Source organism: Anaeromassilibacillus senegalensis (assembly GCF_001261775.1).
Lineage (GTDB): Bacteria > Bacillota > Clostridia > Oscillospirales > Acutalibacteraceae > Anaeromassilibacillus > Anaeromassilibacillus senegalensis.
The window spans coordinates 921,492-938,287 of the sequence record NZ_LN868537.1 but is presented as its reverse complement, the minus strand read 5'-3'; the positions used below and the strand labels follow the sequence as shown (position 1 = coordinate 938,287).

Sequence of the window (16,796 nt, the reverse complement as noted above, 5' to 3'; positions counted from 1 at the left end):
CACAGGCAGGGGGGATCGTCAATTTTTATGTATTTTGCTATTTCAGATGATTTTTAATACAGATACATGACGGAGGCGATGATTGCCAGCAGCCAGTTGGCGGCCGATATCACCGTGCCGATGATTCCGAGAACGAACCCAGCGGTCGCCAGGCTTTTCGCAGTACTTTTACGGCCGACATTGCCGGTGGTGATGCCAATAATGCCGGTGATTAAACCAACAATTGGAATAAACAGGCCGGTGATGATACTTACAATACCGAGCACAAGAGAAGTGGTCGCTTTGTTGGTGGGATTATGTACAGCAACCGGAACCGCAACTGGCGGAACAGGCGTCTGCACCGGTGCTTTTGTATTGTCGGCGGGCAGTGCTTCTCCGGGTGCGGCGTTTGCCTGCGGAATCGCAACATTCTGTGTCAGCAGATTAATGAGCGTATGCACGCGGCCGTTCAGCTCGCTTTTGGGGATTGCTCCATAAAAACCGTCCAGACCGTGCTCGCCAAAGGATTTAATCCATGCTTCAATATGGATATTTCCCTGCCCGTATTGCAGTTTGATATATTGGGGAGCCGTCACAAAGCCGGTTCCTTTTTTCCAAACGCTTTCCCCTTTATATACGGCGGGCTGGAAGCCCTCTTTTGCAAAAAAGTCTTCTGAAACAAATTTGATGAAATCATCCGGCTTGTCAATTCGATAGTCTGCTGCGAATCTGGACATATAAATCCCCCTCATATTTAGAATATTTGTATTATACTATAAGACAGTTCTTTCTGTCAAACTATGATTTGTCTGTTTTGCCCATTCTGTTTTGCGGTGTATAAATCAGAAGTTTTGGGACAATACTCTCGACATCAAAAGGAAACAGAAAGAATGTGACGATATGAAATGGAATTTGTTTGAAAAAAGCTTATGTCTGGCGTTGATCCTGTCGGTATTGTTTTCTTTTACCGGTTTTGCGGCGCAATGTGAGAATATTCCCGACCGGGTCCTGCGGTTGCATGTGTTGGCGAATTCGGATTCCGATGAGGATCAGTCCTTGAAGCTCAAGGTGCGCGACCGGATTTTGCAGGAAAGCGCGCATATGTTGGACGGTGTTTCCGGCAAAGCCGAGGCGGAACAGAAGGTTCGAAATCTGCTGCCGGAATTACAGGCGGCAGCAGCGGATGAAATCGCCCGTCAGGGGTATACATATCCCGTCCGGGTAGAACTGGAGACGACCTACTTCACAACGCGGGAATATGAGCAGGTAACGCTTCCAGCGGGCTCCTACGACGCGCTGCGCGTATCTATCGGCGAGGCCGCGGGCCACAACTGGTGGTGCGTCATTTTTCCTCCCATGTGCCTTCCCGCAGCGGAAGAACCGCAGGAGCTTGAGGATGTATTAAACGCGGAGCAGCTCCAGATTGTGGAGGGGAAAAACCGCTATGTCATTAAGTTTAAAACACTGGAATACTATGAGCAGCTGAAAAACTGGATACAGAGCTTTTAAAGGAAACGGATCTCCGCAGGGAGGTCCGTTTTTGCTTTGTTTTTAAAGAGAAAAAAGAATAGAAAATGGAACCGTATAATGGGTTAGAAGTTCATTGGGAACCGGAGGAGACTATGCTGCATTTATTGCTTGGCCGCGCGGGAAGCGGAAAAACGACAAAAATAAGAGCGCTTTTAAAAGAGACGCCAATAGAACAAACGCCGGTTTTGCTGGTCCCGGAGCAAAGTTCTTTTCAAAACGAGCGCGCTATGCTGCGTCTTCTCGGGGCGAAAGGTGCTCAGCGCGTGCAGGTGCTCAGCTTTACCCGTTTGGCGGACCGGGTGTTCCGGAGATACGGCGGTGCGGCGGGCAGAAGGCTGGACGACGGCGGACGGAACGCCTTCATGAGCCTGGCGCTGGAGCAGGTGAAGGATCAACTGGATTTTTATCGAAAGAACGCGGACAGCGTGGAGCTGATCTCCCTGCTTCTTTCTGTGGAAGCAGAACTCAAAATGTGCGGCGTCACGCCCTGCGACTTATTGCAAATGGCCGTGAACGGCCAGTCGCGGTTGTCCGGTACCCTGCAGCAGAAGTCCAGGGAGCTTTCTCTGATCTTGGAAGCATATGAAGCGCTGGTTGCGCAGAGTTTTATTGACCCGCTGGACGACCTGACGCGCCTGAAATTGCTGTTGGAGCAACATGCCTATTTTAAAGGCTGCGTGGTGGCGGTCGATGCGTTCCAAAGCTTTACCGTGCAGGAATATCAAATTCTTTCCCTGATCCTGGAGCAGGCGGACGAGGTGTATGTATCATTATGTACAGATACACTGGACGATCCGGAAAAAGGGATGGGGTTGTTCTCTTTGGTGCGAAGAACGGGAAACAGCCTGGTTCGTCTGGCGAAGGAACGGGGCGTCCGGGTCGCCACACCGGTTGTGCTGGATGCGGGAAAACGGTTCCATGCAAAGGGAATTGCAGCGCTGGAAAGGGGGGCTTTTCGGACGGTCCGCGGGGATAGAAAGCCCGCAGAAGGCGTTGCTCTGTACGAAGCAAGGGACCTATACGACGAATCCGAATTTACAGCCGCGGAGATCCGTGAGCTGGTGATGGACGCCGGTTATCGATACCGCGATTTCGCGGTGATTGTCCGGACACCGGACGCCTACCGGGAGATTCTCGACGCGGCGCTGGAACGCCGGGAGATTCCCTATTTTATGGATAAGCCGCAGCGGATCGATGCGGAACCGCTGATGCGCTTGGTTCTCTCGGCCTTTCAGGTCATCCGTTCCGGGTTTGCTTCCTCAGACCTGTTTTCCTATTTAAAGACAGGCCTGACGGGTCTGACAGTCGAGGAGATTTCGTCCCTGGAGAACTATACGTTTCTTTGGAGCTTGTCGGGAAAAAAGTGGCGGGAAAAATGGACGGAGCACCCCAAGGGGTTTGTGGAGGAATGGACGGAGAAAGACAGGAATGCGCTCGCATCCTTAAATGAAAGCCGTGCGGCGGTTGTAGAACCGCTGCTGCGATTCGCGGAGCGTATTGCGGACGCGGATGGAGAGCAGATGGCGGCAGCGGTTTATCAACTGCTGGAGGAAATCGGCGTATCGGAACATTTAAAAGGACTGGCCGCGCAGTTGGCGGATGCGGGAAAAACGGAACTGGCGGAACGGCAGCTCCGCCTGTGGGACGTCCTGATGCAGATATTGGATCAAAGCGCGCTGGTGCTGGGGGGGGCCGTTCTGCGTCATACGCGCTATGCGGAATTGCTCCGGCTGATGATCCTGGCGAACGATGTGGCAAGTATCCCGGAGGAGCTGGACGCGGTTACCGTCGGCGCGGCGGACCGCATCCGGACGCATGAGCCGAAAGTGGTCTTTTTGCTGGGCGCGTCGCAGGAGGATTTTCCGCTGACGCCCGGTTCCGGCGGCGTTTTCAGCGACAGCGAGCGCCGGGAATTGATTGCCCTGGGACTGCCCCTCAACGATACGTTGGAGGGTGTTGCCGTACAGGAGCGTTTTCTGGCGTATGCGGCGATGAGTGCTGCTTCAGAGCGTTTGTTCATCAGCTTCCCCGCATCCGGACCGGAGGGGGAAGCAAAGCGCGCATCGGTCATTGTGACGGAGGCGCAGGCCATTCTCAAAGACGTGCCGGTTCATACGCAATTCAGCCTGCCGCTTTCTTTCTTTGCCAACGCGGAACAGTCCGCGTTGGCATTGGCGGCACAGCGATGGCGTGAACAGACGCCTGCTTCCGCGTCTTTAAAACAGCTTTTTGCAGAGAAGGAAGCGTATGCGCCGCGCACCGCCGCGCTGGAACGCGTTTCCCACAGGCGTCCGGCCGCATTTGAGGATGCGCAAAAAGCATTTGACCTGTTTGGCGCGAGTATGCATGTTTCCGCCACGCAGATTGAAAAGTTTTATCTCTGCCGGTTCCAATATTTTTGCCGGTTTGGCCTGCATGCAAAGGAACGGCGCACGGCGGAACTGGACGCGCTGGAATACGGCAGCCTGATGCATTATCTGTTGGAGCATCTTTTCCGGGATCTGGGGGCGGAGCGGCTCCAGAAACTGGACGCGCCGGATTTGAAAAAAGAGATTGACCGCCTGCTGAACCAGTACGCAGAGACGAAAATGGGTGGGTTGCAGAGCAAAACGCCGCGCTTCGCGTATCTGGTGGCGCGCCTTTCCGAGTCCGCGGCGGTGATCGTCCGGCATATCGCGGAGGAGCTTTGCCAGAGCGAATTTCAGCCGGTGGACTTTGAATTGCCCATCGGAACGGAAGAGGTGCCGCCGCTCACGGTTTCTCTGCCGGACGGCGGGGAGGTACGCGTGGACGGCAAGGTGGACCGCGTGGATTTGTATCGGAAAAAAGGTGTGCAGTACCTGCGTGTGATCGACTACAAGACGGGGAAAAAGGAGTTTAAGCTTTCCGATGTCATTTATGGCGTGAATATGCAGATGCTGATCTATCTGGCGGCGCTTTGTGAAAACGCGGGGACCCGCTATGGGATGCAGCCGGGTCCTGCTGGAATTCTCTATATGCCGGCTTCCCGGCCCAGCCTCTCCGCCGCGCGGGACGCTTCGCCGGACAAGGTGGCGGCAGAAGAAGCGAAAAAACTGCGCATGAACGGCTTGCTGGTCGACGATGCGTCCGTCATTGAAGCGATGGAACAAAAGGCGGAGGGGAAATACATTCCGGTCGCCCTGAAGAACGGCGCGCCCGCCAAACGGGACAGCGTCGTATCTCCCAAGGAGATGAATGCCATCATGCGGCATGCAAAGGAGCTCGTCGCCCAGATGGCGTTGGAGCTGCATAAAGGAAAAATTGCAGCGGTGCCGTTGAATGGAGACACGGACGCCTGCGAGTGGTGCCCGTATTTTGCCGTCTGCGGACATGAACAGGAGGACGCTGCCCGTCCAATGACAAAATGGGACCGCGACGCGGCGGTAGCGGAACTGACACAGGATGCGAAAGGAGGGGATGGCGATGGGAACGCATAATTGGACCCCCAGCCAGCGTGACGCAATCGAGGCGCGGAACGGCACACTGTTGGTTTCCGCGGCGGCAGGGTCCGGAAAAACGGCGGTGCTGGTACAGCGCGTGATCGAACGGCTGACCGACGAACGGAATCCAACGGATGCGGACCGTCTTCTGGTGGTGACGTTTACCAAAGCCGCCGCCGCGGAGATGCGGGACCGGATCGGCGCGCAGATTTCCCTTTTGCTGGAACAGGACCCATATAATGTGCGGCTGCAGCGCCAGCAAATCCTGTTGTCCCGCGCACATATCAGTACCATCCACAGCTTTTGCAGTGAATTGATACGGGAAAATTTTTATAAACTTGGAATCTCTCCGGATTTTCGCATCCTGGACGAGGCGGAAATGACCCTGCTGCGCAGCGACGCCATCACGCAGGTACTGGAGGAATTTTATGCGGCGGGTGATCCATCGTTCTTCCATCTGGTGGACGCGTTTTCCGCCGGCAGGGACGACAGCAAGCTGATTTCCATCGTGCAGACACTGTATGATTTTATTCGTTCTCATCCCTTTCCGGAACGATGGCTCAGCGAAAAGGCGGCGCTGTATCGTCCGGCGGGTCCGGCGTCCCAAAGTGTGTGGGGAAGGACGGCATTGGCGTTTGCGGAGGATGCCGTGACATATGCAATCTCCCTGACGCAAAACGCGCTTTCTCTGATGCAGCAGGACGAAACGATTGCCAAGGCCTATCGCGATGCATATACCGCCGATTTGGCGGGGCTGATGGACCTGCGGGAAAAAGCGCGGGAAGCGGACTGGGACGCATTGGCGGCTGCCTGCTGCAACTTTTCTTATACCAAGCTGAAGCCGCTGCGCGGATATGCGGACGATCCCTTGAAGAATAAGCTGGCGTCGTCCCGCAAGGAAGTAAAGGCGACCGTTGAGAAGCTGGCGGGGATTTTTTCCGCGACGGAGGCGGACTGTGCGGACGACATTGCGCGGCTGGCGCCTCTGGTGGAGTCCCTTTTCTCCCTGACGTCGTCTTTTGGAACGCGTTTGGATCAGCTGAAGATGGAACGCCGTGCCGCCGATTTTGGCGATCTGGAGCATTGGGCGTTAAAGCTTTTGGTACGGGATACACCGGAGGGATTTGCACGGACACAGGAGGCGGAAGAGCTGGCTTCCCGGTTTGACGAGATTATGGTGGACGAATATCAGGACACGAACGAGGCGCAGGACATGATTTTTCGCGCGGTGTCCCGGGAGGAAGGCAACCTGTTTTTTGTCGGCGATGTCAAGCAGAGCATTTACAGCTTCCGGCAGGCAATGCCGCAGATTTTCCTGCGCCGCCGCGCGTCGTATCCGGCCTATGACCGGGATAGGGATCAATACCCCGCAAGCATCGCGCTGGACCGCAATTTCCGCAGCCGGGAGGGCGTGACGGGCGCGGTGAATTTTGTGTTTCATCAGCTCATGAGCGTGCAGACCGGCGATCTCGACTACGACGAGCGGGAAGAGCTGGTGCCGGGCGCTTCATTCCCGCCGGGTACGGTTCCGGACACCAGCCTGGATATCATCGACCTCTCGAAAGGCGATGAAAAAGAAGCCGTTTTGGCAGAAAGCCTTCACATTGCGCAGCGGGTCCGCCAGATGCAGGCGTCGGGTGTGACCGTTACGGAAAACGGCACACAGCGGCCTGTGGAGTACCGGGATATCTGTATTCTGCTGCGCAGCGCCAACCGCTATGCCAAACAGTATGCACAGGAACTGCAGCGGCTGGGTGTCCCCGCGTGGGCCGATACGACCGGCGGCTTCTTTTCCGCGCCGGAGATTGCGGTTGTCCTCTCGCTTTTGCGTGTGATCGACAATCCCATGCAGGATATCCCGCTGCTTGCTGTGCTGATGAGCCCGATTTACGGCTTTACGCCGGATGAGCTGGCAGACGTCCGTATGGGGGAGCGCAGGGAATTATTGTACCTCGCGGTGACAAAGTCCGCAGAGGGCGGCAATACACGTATGGCGGCGTTTCTCAAGGATCTGGAGGAATACCGGGTGCTCGCGGCGACTATGTCGTCCGACCGCCTGATTCGCACCATTTATGAGAAAACGGGCTATCCTGACTTGGTACAGGCGCAGACGAACGGCGCGCTGCGGCTGGCCAATCTGCGGCTTCTGCTGGAATATGCCAGAAAATATGAAGGCGCGGGTTTCAATGGCTTATCCGGTTTTATCCGTATGATCGACCGTCTGGAAAAACAGGATTCCGATCTGGCATCCGCATCTACAGTGAATGAAGCAGCCAATGTGGTGAAAATTATGAGCGTACACCGCAGTAAAGGGCTGGAATTTCCGGTGTGCATTCTGGCGGGCTGCTCCCGGCGTTTTAATAAGGAACGGGGCGACGTGCTGCTGCATCCGGAGCTTGGATTCGGCGTAAAACTGCGTGATCCGGAAACCGGCGCGCGGTTGGATACGCTTCCGCGCACGGCGGCGGCGCTGGAAATTGATCGCGGGGAGATGAGCGAAGAACTGCGCATCCTGTATGTGGCAATGACGCGCGCGAAAGAAAAATTGCTTCTGCTGACGACAGTGAAAGATGCGGCGAAAACATTGGGTAAGCTTGCCTCCCGCTTGACAGAGGAACCGCGGATTCCCCCCTATGTGGTGCGCGGCGTTTCCTGTATATCAGACTGGCTTCTGCTCTGTGCGCTGCGTCACCCGGACGGAGGAAAGCTGCGCGAAATGGCGGACGCTCTGCCGGGCGTTACCGTTCCCTGTGAAACAAGGTGGGCCATACAGCTTGTCTATCCGGAACGGGAAGCCATGCAGGAAACACAGGAACCAGAAAAAGAAGCGGCGCCGGATCCGGTTCTGTTACAAACGCTGCAAAAAAAGATTGCATTCCGGTATCCATATGAAGCGCTGAAAGGCGTGCCCGCAAAAGTAGCCGCCAGCGAGCTGGCGGCGAAAAAGTTTTCTTTCCAGTATGCAGCGACGTCGCGTCCGGCGTTCCTCGAAAAAAAGGGGCTGACGCCGGCGGAGCGGGGGACCGCGCTGCATGCGTTTATGCAGTTTGCGAAATATGCGGATGCGGCGCAACATCCGGAGGCAGAACTCGAACGGCTGGTACAACAGAAGTTCCTGACAAAGGAACAGGCGAACGCGGTGGAGCTGGACAGAGTCCGCGCGTTTTTCTCCTCCGGCTTGGCAAACCGAATTTTGGTTTCTGAGCAAGTATGGAGGGAATACCAGTTTACGGTGGAAATTCCCGCGGGCGAAGTGCAGGCGGATTTATCCGAAACGCTTGCGGCGGAAGCGGTGATTTTGCAGGGGGCCGTGGACTGTGCGTTTGTAGAGGACGGCGGGCTTGTCATTGTGGATTATAAGACGGACCGAACGGCAAATGCTTCCGCTTTATGGGAACGGTACGCTCCGCAGTTGAAGCTGTACCGGCGGGCTTTGGAACAGTGCACCGGTCTGCCGGTCAAAGAGTGCTTGTTATATTCGTTCTATATGAACCGGACGATTCAAGGGGGAGCTTTATGAATTTAAAAATACTGGACGGAAGCTTTTGCGTCTGTAAAGTACAAAGCGCATTTGATATTCCCTGGGAGGAAACGGATGTGTTCGCAGCAAAGACGGAGACGGAATGTTCTCTGGTCTGCCGGGAATCCGTCGCGCCGGACCACTGCCTGGAAAAGGAGCCTGGCTGGCGCTGTTTTCGGGTTGAGGGGCCGCTGGACTTTTCCCTGGTGGGGATTCTGGCCAGAATTTCCGGCGTTTTAGCGGAGGCGCAAATTCCACTGTTCGCGGTGTCTACGTTTGACACGGATTATATCCTGGTGCGATCAGAACGCTTTGCCGAGGCAAAGGCTGTATTGGAGAAAAACGGCGATCGTTTTTTATGACGATCATCATGTATGCCGCCGGCACATAAACGTTTACATGGCAGTGAAATAGGATCATATCTGTTTACCTTAATAGGTGTAAGGGGATGGAGTCTATGAGAAATATAAAAAGAATCAGTTGGTTTGTGCTCGCGACAGGAGCGCTGTTGCTGCTTCTCCATTGGTGGTTTTTGCCGCTGCTGGATTGGATCGTTCGTGTTACAGGTGTCCTGACGCTTGCGGCGCTGTGTCTGGTGGTGTTTTTTTCTGTGAAGACACGAAATAAACCATGACAAAAAAAGCGCAGCCCGAAGGCTGCGCCGGAAAGCAGATATTATTTGAATTTAACTGCCGTCCCATAAGCAATGACCTCCGCCGCACCCTGCATAACTGCGGAGGAAGCATAGCGGATGTTGACGACCGCATCGGCGCCCAGCACTTCCGCCTCGTCCACCATGCGTTTGGTAGCGAGCGCACGGGCCTCGTTCATCATCTCCGTGTAGGCTTTCAGCTCGCCGCCCACAATGGTCTTAAAGCTCTGCGTAATGTCACGGCCGATGTTTTTGGATTGTATCGTGCTTCCCTTCACCATGCCGAGCATTTCCAGTTCCTTGCCGGTGATGTAGTCAGTATTTACTAAGATCATCTTCTTCTCCGCTCCTTATTTCTTTGATTCGCTGCACCAGCACATACACGGAAACGCCGATCAAAGAAGCAAACAGCAGGCTTCCCAGCAGTTTGCCCCAAAGCACAATTGGAAGCAGCACACAGGCGGTCAGCCAGGTGCCAAACCAAAGGACCAAAAGGACCGTGATGACGACGGGTGCAATAATCTTTTTCCACATAGCGTTCAATCCTTTCCCGCCAACAGTAGCACAGGCGGCGCGCGGATTGATTCTACTTGAAAAATATGCATACTGGAATTTACAGGCAAGGAAACGCTTTTGAAAAACAGGAAAATACTGCTTGACAAACCGTATCAGTGATGGTAAAGTAAATGAGTAAAAAACAAAGCGGGGCAATGCCCTCACCTATGAGGTTTCGTCTGTCATGGGTCAATACGAATGTTGTATTGATGCGCGGACAGGTGGATTCTGTCCGCGTTTTGTTATGCAGCAGATAACGTGATTTGGAGGTGCTTAACAATTAGCAGCAAGGAACTACAGATTAATGAGGAAATTCGTGAAAAAGAAGTGCGTGTCATTGCTGCGGACGGTTCCCAGCTTGGCATTTTGGCAACAGCCAAGGCGCTGGAAATGGCGTTCGCTCAAAATCTGGATCTTGTGAAAATCGCGCCGCAGGCGACGCCGCCCGTGTGCAAGATTATCGACTATGGGAAATTCCGGTTTGAACAGACAAAGCGTGAAAAAGAAGCGAAGAAAAATCAGCGTGTTGTTGAAATCAAAGAAATTCGCCTTTCCCTCAACATTGACACACACGACTTTGAGACGAAGGTCGGTCATGCGACCCGGTTCCTGAATGAAGGCAACAAAGTCAAGGTTTCCATCCGCTTCCGCGGCCGTGAGATGGGGCATCCGGAACAGGGCCACGAGATTATGAGACGTTTTGCAGAGGCGCTCAGTGAGATCGCCAATGTGGAGAAGGCGTCGAAGCTGGAAGGACGCAATATGCTGATGTTCCTTGCATCCAAACCCGTCAAATAATCAAAATTAAGGAGGAGCAAATTATGCCCAAGATTAAAACACACAGCGGCGCTAAAAAGCGCTTCAAGCTTTCTAAAAATGGAAAGGTCATCCGCGCGCATGCCAATAAATCCCACATCCTGAACAAAAAGACCAGAAAGCGCAAGAGAGGCCTCAGACAGACTGTCGTTGCCGATAAGACGAATGTGAATCAGGTAAAGCGCCTGATCCCGTACAAATAAGCCGTCCTGCGTATTTGATAAAATAACAACCATTACTGGAGGTATATAAAATGGCACGTGTAAAAGGCGCGTTGATGACACGCAAAAGAAGAAAAAAGACTTTAAAGCTGGCGAAGGGATACTTCGGTGCAAAGAGCAAACACTTTAAGATGGCCAAACAGGCCGTTATGAAGTCCGGCAACTATGCATACATCGGCCGTAAGCAGAGAAAGAGAGACTTCCGCCGCCTGTGGATCACCCGTATTTCCGCAGCTTGCCGCATGAACGATATCAGCTACTCCGTATTCATGAACGGTTTGAAAAAGGCGAATATCACGCTGAACCGCAAGATGCTTTCTGAGATTGCAATCAGCGACGAGGCCGCGTTCAAGGCGCTTGTGGAAAAAGCGAAGGCAGCCGTATAAAAAGCTGGAATTGCGCCCGGATTGAACCCGGGCGCATCTTTTGTTATAGGTGAAAACAATGCCCGAAATCATTTCAAGCAGAAAAAATACAACCGTGCGGCATGCCGCAAAGCTCGCCTCCTCCGCCGAACATCGCCGGAGAGAGGGCCTTTTTATGCTGGAGGGTGCGCGCCTCTGCCGGGATGCGGCGGAAAGCGGCGTCCCGGTACAGACGTTGTTTTATACGGAACAGGCGGAGCAAAAATATGCATTGTACCTGGAACCGGTAGCCGCCGCTGCGCATCAGGTCTATTTAATTGAACCCCATGTGGCGGAGCTTTTATCGGAGACAAAGAACACGCAGGGGATTTTCTGTGTCTGCGGTATGCGGGAGGCTTTGACCGCCTCGTCCGGGATGACGGCGGACCGGCAATACCTCGCTTTGGAAAATGTCCAGGACCCGGGCAATCTGGGCGCGGTGCTGCGCACGGCGGAAGCGCTGGGAATCGGCGGCGTGCTGCTGGCGGGAAGCTGTTGTGACGTCTACAGTCCCAAGGTGCTGCGCGCGAGTATGGGCGCGGTTTTCCGCCTGCCGTTTTTCTTTGCGGACAGTATGGCGGAAGTGGTGGAGCAATTGCAAAAACAGGGTCTGAAAATCTATGCCGCGGTTCCGGACCACGCGGCTGCCGACATCACCCAAACCCGGTTTTCTCTGGGATCCGTCGTGGTGGTAGGCAACGAAGGAAACGGTCTGGAGCCGGCGACGATTCAAGCATGCGGCGCATCTGTGACGATCCCTATGAAGGGGCGCGCAGAATCGCTCAATGCGGCATCGTCATCCGCCATTTTGATGTGGGAATTAATGCGCTGCATTTAGGGAGGGAAATCAGATGAATGTTGACCATCGGGCCTACTGGGTCTGGCTGCAGCATGCCTTAAATTCCGGCAGCAGCAAGCCGCGTCATATTCTGTCTGTTTATCCCAGCTTGCGGGCGTTTTATGAAGCCGGCGAGACAGAGTGGCGAATGGCCGGTATTTTTACACAACGGGAGATTTCCGCCATGTGCTCTTATTCTCCGGAGCACGCGGCTTCCCTGATTGTATATTGTGAACGGCTGGGACAGGCGGTTGTCACGCCGGAGGACGAAGCGTATCCGCGCCCGCTTCTGGAAATTCACAATCCGCCCTGTGTACTCTATGTCAAAGGAACCATGCCGGACTTTGTAAAAACGCCCTCTCTTTCCATTGTTGGAGCCCGGAAAGCGACCCAGTCCGGAAAACGTGCCGCAAACAGTCTGGCCTATTCCCTTGCAAAAGCGGGGATGCTCATTGTCAGCGGAGGCGCTTTGGGAATTGATACGGAGGCGCATAAAGGGGCGCTCTTGGCAAATGGCAAAACCGTATGTGTGCTTGGCTGCGGCATAGGCGTCAATTACCTGATGGAAAACGCCTCGATGCGGGAAGCGGTCTCCCATTCCGGCGCGGTTATTTCGGAGTATCCACCCGATACACCGGTTAACGGGCGCAATTTCCCAATTCGGAACCGGATCATTGCCGGCCTGACGCTGGGAACGCTGGTGGTGGAAGCCGCGGTAAAAAGCGGCTCCTTGATCACTGCAAATTACGCTTTGGAACAGAACAGAGACGTTTTTGCGTTGCCCGGCAGCATCAGCAGCAGCGTGGCCCACGGCGCCAATGATCTTTTAAAGGACGGCGCAAAGCTGGTAAGCTGTGCAAATGATATTTTGGTGGAGTACCAGTCCCGGTTTCCCGGTCAGATTCATTTGGAGGAATCCGAAGGCGATGTGGTCCGCTTGGTGGAACAGCCGAAACCGGAGGAGCCGAAGGAAAAGCCTCCGGAGAACGTTTCTCCCGAAGCGCAGGCGCTCTACCGTGTGTTGACAAGCCAGCCGTGTGCGGCTGCGGAGCTTTCTGCGCAGGCAGGGATTCCAATTTCACGCTTCCTCGCCGCGGCGACGGAGCTGGAAATTTGTGAGAAAATCCGATCGTATTCCGGGAAGCGGTATTCTCGCTGATGGAGTACAACATTAGGCTTTGTGAAAGCCTGCTGTGTATGTATGGCAGGCTTTCACAAGGCTTAAACGCTTTGTAAGTCTGAATCTTGTGATAAATATAGGATTGCGATATGGAAAATATAGTGTAAGATAAGTACTTGAGGATTCGTAAGGAATCCGCCAGAATTTGAAAGAGGTGCTTGGCAGTATGTCCAAACTTGTAATAGTAGAGTCGCCTGCAAAGGCGAAAACCATAAAGAAATACCTTGGTCCGGGTTACGATGTGATCGCGTCCATGGGTCATGTGCGCGACCTGCAGGAGAACCGGCTGAGCGTTGATATTAAAAAGCATTTTAAACCGAAATATGAGGTCATCAAGGGCAAAGAGAAGCTGGTCGACGAACTGAAAGAAAAGGCCGGAAAGAGCGATTTTGTTTTTCTGGCAACCGACCCCGACCGCGAGGGAGAGGCGATTTCCTGGCATCTGGCTTATCTGTTGGACCTGGATACGGAGGACCAGAACCGCGTCACATTTAATGAGATTACCAAGACGGGCGTATCCAACGGCATGGAGCACCCGCGCAGCATTGACATCGATCTGGTCAACGCACAGCAGGCGCGGCGAATTTTGGACCGTCTGGTGGGCTACAAACTCAGCCCATTTCTTTCTCAGAAGATCCGCCGCGGTCTTTCCGCAGGACGCGTGCAGTCGGTGGCGGTCCGTCTGGTGGTGGACCGGGAAGAGGAAATTCGCGCCTTTGTGCCGGAGGAATACTGGAGCATCGACGCAAAGCTGATTCCCAAAGGGTCCCGCAAAGCGTTCCCAGCATCTTTTTACGGGGATGCAAACGGGAAAATTAAGATTGAAAACAAAGAACAGGCGGATCAAATCCTGGCGGCGCTGGAAGACGCCGAATACCACATCACCAACCTGAAAAAAGGAACCCGCCGCAAATCTCCCGCGCCGCCCTTTATCACGTCCACCCTGCAGCAGGAGGCGTCCCGCCGGTTGGGCTTCCAGGCGCGCCGTACCATGAAGGCTGCGCAGGAGCTGTATGAAGGCGTGGAAATCGAAGGGATGGGCGCCGTCGGTTTAATCACCTATATGAGAACCGACTCCCTGCGCCTGTCGGAAGATGCAATCAAGGACGCGTCCGAGTATATCCTGGAACGCTGGGGCAAGAAGTATCTGCCGGATACGCCCCGACACTTTAAAACCAAGAAAAACGCGCAGGACGGCCATGAGGCGATCCGTCCGACCATGCCGAGCCTGTCCCCGGATCAGGTGAAGGACAGCCTGAGCGCGGATCAATATAAGCTGTATAAGCTGATCTGGGAGCGCTTTATTGCCTGCCAGATGTCGAACTGCCTGCAGAGTACGACGCAGGCGGAAATCACTGCAAACGATTACATCTTTAAGGCGTCCGGCTACACCGTCACGTTCGACGGCTTCACCGTTTTGTATGAAGAGAAGAAGGACGAGGAATCAGAGGACAGCGGCGCACTGCCGCCCCTGGAAAAAGGGATGCTGCTGCGCTGCAAAGAAATCGCGGGCAACCAGCACTTTACGCAGCCGCCGGCGCGGTTTACAGAAGCTTCTTTGATCAAAGCCCTGGAAGAAAACGGGATCGGCCGTCCGTCCACCTATGCCGCGACTATTTCGACGATCACAGGCCGCGAATACGTGGTGCGTGAGGGCAAAGCGCTCAAGCCAACGGAGCTGGGAGAAGTGACAACGAAGCTCATGAAGGAGCGCTTCCCCAAGATTGTCAACGTTCGTTTTACGGCGCAGGTGGAGAAGGATCTGGATGAGGTGCAGAGCGGAAAAACCGATTGGGTGGAGACGCTGGACCACTTCTACGGCGATTTTGACAAGACGCTCAAACAGGCGAAAGAAGAAATGCAGGGCGTGAAAATTCCTCTGAAAGAGGATGAAACAGATATCATCTGTGAAAAATGCGGCCGGCAAATGGTTATTAAAATGGGCCGGTACGGCAAGTTTATCGCCTGCCCGGGGTATCCGGAATGTAAAAATATTAAAAAGCTGGTGCAGGAGACGGGCGCGGAGTGCCCCAAATGCGGCGGCAAAGTGATTGTAAAGAAATCAAAGAAAGGCCGTATCTTTTACGGCTGTGCCGAATATCCAAACTGCGATTTCATCTCCTGGGATGAACCGACGACACAGAAATGTCCCCGGTGTGGAAAAACCCTTTTAAAGAAGAAGGGTAAGCATCCCAAGTTCTACTGCGTCACGCCGGATTGCGGATATGAAAAAGTCCAGAATCCGGACGAAGAGGAAAATGCGGAGTCCTGATAGGAGGAAGAACCGGTGACCATACAAGTGATTGGCGCGGGCCTGGCCGGCTGTGAAGCGGCTTGGCAGATCGCGCAGGCCGGGCTTCCGGTTACGCTTTATGAAATGAAGCCCCAAAAGTATTCTCCCGCGCACCAAAGCCCGAACTTTGCGGAGCTGATCTGTTCCAATTCTCTGAAAGCGGAGCGTGTGGAGAGCGCGGCGGGTCTTTTAAAAGAAGAGATGCGCAGGCTGGGTTCCCTGCTGATGCAGTGCGCGGATTCCTGTCGCGTTCCAGCCGGAGGTGCGCTGGCGGTGGACCGTCATGCGTTTTCCGCCGCCGTGACGAAGGCGGTTCGGGAGCATCCGCTGATTCAGGTATGTGGCGAAGAGGTGACAAAAATCCCCGCGGAGGGGATCACCGTGGTTGCGACGGGGCCGTTGACCTCCGATGCGCTGGCGCAGGAAATTGCCGCGCTGTGCGGCGGAGGGCTCAGCTTTTTTGACGCCGCCGCACCGATCGTCACAGCGGAGAGCCTGAACCGGGAGCGGATTTTTGCCGCGTCGCGGTATGGCAAAGGTGAGGATGACGCCTACCTGAACTGCCCGATGAACAAAGAGGAATACGAGCGCTTCTATGATGCGCTGATCCATGCGGAACGTGCGCCGGTTCACGATTTTGACGTTGCCGACCCAAAGGTATACGAGGGCTGTATGCCGGTGGAGGTCATGGCACAGCGCGGCGCGGATACGATCCGCTTTGGGCCGCTCAAGCCGGTGGGGCTGAGGGACCCCAATACGGGGCACCGGCCCTGGGCCGTGGTGCAGCTGCGGCGCGAGGACCGGGAAGGGACCCTGTATAATCTGGTGGGATTCCAGACCAACCTGAAATTTGGCGAACAGAAGCGTGTGTTCGGTCTCATTCCGGGGCTGGAGCAGGCAGAATTTATCCGGTACGGCGTGATGCACCGTAATACATTTTTAAATTCTCCGGAGGTTTTAAACAGCGATTACAGCGTGCGGAATAATCCAAACCTGTTTTTTGCGGGACAAATAACCGGCGTAGAGGGATACATGGAATCCGCGTCCAGCGGCCTGATGGCTGGAAGGAACGCGGCGCGCCGGGCGCAGGAGAAAGCCACCCTTACCTTGCCGCCGGAAACAATGATCGGCGCACTGAGCCGGTATGTACAGAACGGCGGGGAAAGCGATTTCCAGCCGATGGGGGCAAATTTCGGCGTCATGCCGCCGATCGAACCGCATATCCGGGATAAACGCGCGCGTTATGCAGCGTTTTCTGAGCGCTCGTTACAATTACTGAGCGATATCATACAACATATAGAGTAAATATGGATTTCATAGCAGCTCTTTGGCTGCGGGAGGTATAAC

General features: G+C 54.5%; 15 protein-coding genes. 12 read left to right on the top strand and 3 right to left on the bottom strand.

Annotated elements, in window-relative coordinates; genetic code table 11:
* Positions 1-53: 53 nt before the first annotated feature.
* Positions 54-716, bottom strand: coding sequence for a DUF4190 domain-containing protein (locus tag BN2106_RS16615; RefSeq protein WP_207641713.1), 663 nt, complete (start codon positions 714-716; stop codon positions 54-56).
* Positions 717-879: 163 nt separating this feature from the next.
* On the opposite strand from BN2106_RS16615, the gene spoIIR reads away from it, so the two are divergent.
* The 5 genes from spoIIR (at position 880) to BN2106_RS16160 (ending at position 9,124) form a co-directional block, all read left to right on the top strand.
* Positions 880-1,488: a stage II sporulation protein R gene (gene spoIIR / locus BN2106_RS10045; RefSeq protein ID WP_050698398.1), complete on the top strand. Its 609-nt coding sequence runs from the start codon at positions 880-882 to the stop codon at positions 1,486-1,488.
* A 113-nt stretch (positions 1,489-1,601) separates the two neighbouring features.
* Positions 1,602-4,967 (top strand): PD-(D/E)XK nuclease family protein, encoded by a 3,366-nt coding sequence (locus BN2106_RS10040; protein WP_050698397.1) that lies wholly within the window; start codon positions 1,602-1,604, stop codon positions 4,965-4,967.
* Positions 4,954-8,490 carry a helicase-exonuclease AddAB subunit AddA gene (addA, locus tag BN2106_RS10035; protein ID WP_050698396.1) on the top strand — a complete coding sequence of 1,179 codons (3,537 nt, stop codon included), beginning with the start codon at positions 4,954-4,956 and terminating at the stop codon, positions 8,488-8,490. Before BN2106_RS10040 ends, addA begins: the two co-directional genes overlap by 14 nt.
* The gene (locus tag BN2106_RS10030) at positions 8,487-8,852 is read left to right on the top strand and encodes an ACT domain-containing protein (RefSeq protein ID WP_050698395.1); all 366 of its coding nucleotides are present in this window, start codon (positions 8,487-8,489) and stop codon (positions 8,850-8,852) included. Before addA ends, BN2106_RS10030 begins: the two co-directional genes overlap by 4 nt.
* Positions 8,853-8,947: 95 nt before the next feature.
* On the top strand, positions 8,948-9,124 hold the full coding sequence (locus BN2106_RS16160) for a hypothetical protein (protein ID WP_154666474.1): 177 nt from the start codon (positions 8,948-8,950) through the stop codon (positions 9,122-9,124).
* A gap of 41 nt (positions 9,125-9,165) precedes the next feature.
* On the opposite strand, the gene BN2106_RS10025 is transcribed toward BN2106_RS16160, so the two are convergent.
* Positions 9,166-9,477: a YbjQ family protein gene (locus tag BN2106_RS10025; RefSeq protein WP_050698394.1), complete on the bottom strand. Its 312-nt coding sequence runs from the start codon at positions 9,475-9,477 to the stop codon at positions 9,166-9,168.
* Positions 9,458-9,676, bottom strand: coding sequence for a hypothetical protein (locus tag BN2106_RS10020; protein ID WP_050698393.1), 219 nt, complete (start codon positions 9,674-9,676; stop codon positions 9,458-9,460). Before BN2106_RS10020 ends, BN2106_RS10025 begins: the two co-directional genes overlap by 20 nt.
* Positions 9,677-9,955: 279 nt before the next feature.
* Between BN2106_RS10020 and infC the strand changes: the two genes are divergently transcribed.
* The 7 genes from infC to trmFO all read left to right on the top strand — a co-directional run bounded on the left by infC (position 9,956) and on the right by trmFO (position 16,754).
* Positions 9,956-10,495, top strand: a complete 540-nt coding sequence (infC, locus tag BN2106_RS10015) for a translation initiation factor IF-3 (RefSeq protein ID WP_242846297.1) — start codon at positions 9,956-9,958, stop codon at positions 10,493-10,495.
* A gap of 23 nt (positions 10,496-10,518) precedes the next feature.
* Complete coding sequence (rpmI, locus tag BN2106_RS10010; RefSeq protein ID WP_050698392.1) at positions 10,519-10,716, top strand: 50S ribosomal protein L35; 198 nt, start codon at positions 10,519-10,521, stop codon at positions 10,714-10,716.
* A 50-nt stretch (positions 10,717-10,766) separates the two neighbouring features.
* Positions 10,767-11,120: a 50S ribosomal protein L20 gene (gene rplT / locus BN2106_RS10005; protein WP_050698391.1), complete on the top strand. Its 354-nt coding sequence runs from the start codon at positions 10,767-10,769 to the stop codon at positions 11,118-11,120.
* A 58-nt stretch (positions 11,121-11,178) separates the two neighbouring features.
* Entirely contained in the window at positions 11,179-11,976 is a 798-nt protein-coding gene (locus BN2106_RS10000) for a TrmH family RNA methyltransferase (protein ID WP_050698390.1), read from the top strand.
* A gap of 13 nt (positions 11,977-11,989) precedes the next feature.
* Positions 11,990-13,135: a DNA-processing protein DprA gene (dprA, locus tag BN2106_RS09995; protein WP_050698389.1), complete on the top strand. Its 1,146-nt coding sequence runs from the start codon at positions 11,990-11,992 to the stop codon at positions 13,133-13,135.
* A gap of 187 nt (positions 13,136-13,322) precedes the next feature.
* Entirely contained in the window at positions 13,323-15,428 is a 2,106-nt protein-coding gene (gene topA / locus BN2106_RS09990; protein WP_050698388.1) for a type I DNA topoisomerase, read from the top strand.
* Positions 15,429-15,443: 15 nt separating this feature from the next.
* Positions 15,444-16,754: a methylenetetrahydrofolate--tRNA-(uracil(54)-C(5))-methyltransferase (FADH(2)-oxidizing) TrmFO gene (gene trmFO, locus BN2106_RS09985; RefSeq protein WP_050698387.1), complete on the top strand. Its 1,311-nt coding sequence runs from the start codon at positions 15,444-15,446 to the stop codon at positions 16,752-16,754.
* The last annotated feature ends 42 nt before the right edge of the window (positions 16,755-16,796 follow it).